At 55.0% G+C, this 1727-nt stretch carries 1 protein-coding gene and 1 pseudogene; both read right to left on the minus strand.

What is annotated here, in order from left to right; translation table 11 throughout:
• Positions 1-300: pseudogene (locus tag AC1D1X_RS22450) on the minus strand (hypothetical protein); the annotation flags it as partial.
• A 25-nt stretch (positions 301-325) separates the two neighbouring features.
• Positions 326-1727 (minus strand): hypothetical protein (locus AC1D1X_RS22455; RefSeq protein ID WP_477699240.1); only part of this gene is annotated, 1402 nt, incomplete at its 5' end.

Below are 1727 nucleotides of genomic sequence, written 5' to 3' on the forward strand. Positions count from 1 at the left end.
CGTCAGTTTGAGCCAGAGCCCGAGCCACAGAAATACCGTCAGGAACAAATAGCCGTAACTGTGTTTCTGACGGCATCCGGTGATCAGCATGGCTCCGGTCGCGGCCGAAAAAAGCAGATAAGACTCCTTCGCGCCGGCGTAGCCAGACAGTCCCAGCGTGAAAAATATGAGCCAGATGCCGACGCCCGCGATCATGATGCTCCTGGCCCACAGGTTTTCCCCCGGTGGCATATCGATGGTTTTCAGGAGTCGCGAAATCATGTTTGTCGTGGTCTGGGGTGTTTGAAGGTCGCAGGTCACAAGTTGTGCTCTGTGGATGTTGGTTTCAAAGAGTTCGTGAGTCGGTGCTGACGCCCGATACCGTTGACTGCAGGAGGTGAAACCATATTGCGTAGAGCCACATATGCCAGAAGCTCAGATCGGGCTGAATTCGCTGAGCGCCCATTACGAGAACCGCGCCGATGCTTAGTGACACCACCACGTTGACGCGTCCGTCGAATGATTTGTTGTCGGCCTTGGCGATGGTTCGCAAGGCGAGCCRGCCCATCGCCGCAAAAAGGCCGATGTAAAAGACCCCACCCACGATGCCGGATTCCAGCGTCGCGACCGCATAACCTACGGCAATCGAGTTCTGCACGGTTTGCATGCCGAGCGCGGCGCCGGTTCCGACCGGATGCGCCTTCAAGTAATCGATGACGATACGCAGCCCCTCTTTTCGGTCATGAAGGGACAATGATTTGCCGGTTGGTGTGGTACTCATCGCATGCGCAGTTCGACGCACGCAGGTCTCACGGTCGGAAGAATGTTCTTTCATGCATCCTTCGACCAGTGTCATGGCGGATTTGTCGCTCAAGTTCTCAAGATACTGTTTGGTGCAGGCGCCGGCCAGGCCGTACATCAGCGCGATGGCGCCTATTGCACCCGCCAGGAAGATCACCAATTTATGATTGCCGACAGACCTTTTGATGACCATCAGAAGCAAAATCAGCACCAGCACCATGCAGAGAAAAAGCCCGGCACCGAGGGACATGCTAAGCATCAATCCGAGCACGATAACGGTGGACCGAAGATAAGCCTTCTCCGCGATGAGGAACCAGAACAGCGCGGGCATCAATGCGAACGCGTAGGTTCCCGGCTCCTCGCTGAGTCCCTGAATGCGGAACACCGGCGTGGGCGGGCATATAGGCGTGTTGGTGATGTAGTAGGCACCGAAGAAAACGTCCGCCGCACGTCCGCCGACTTCCATCGTGCTGAAGGGATGGATGCTGAGCAACACCGCAGCTATGGCGGCAAGCGAAAAAACAACTGTCGCGCCCATCAGGTTCGCATAGATGCGCATGCTTGCGTAGACAAATTTTCGATTGATGTGGAAAAGCAGAAACAGGAAAAACAGGAACTTGGTGAAGAGGATGCACCATTGCACGATGCTGGTCCTCGACGTCGCATGGACAGAAGCAATCAATAGCATGCATAGATAGCCCGCCCCGCAAATCAGCATGAGTTTATGCAGGGGCGTCAGCATCACTTGGTTGCGCTGCGCTGTGAGAGCGACGAACAGACAGATCACGAGCAGGCAGATCGCGAAACCGGCCTGGAACAGCGTGACGTTGAATTGCTTCAGCATCACCGGGAAGAGCGACCACGAAAATACCGTGAGAAAGATCAGCAATACCTGAGAGTCTTTGCTCCATRGAAGCTCAAAAAATGGATTTCTGATCATCTTGGCC

The sequence above is a fragment of the Polaromonas sp. P1_G4 genome (assembly GCF_056405475.1).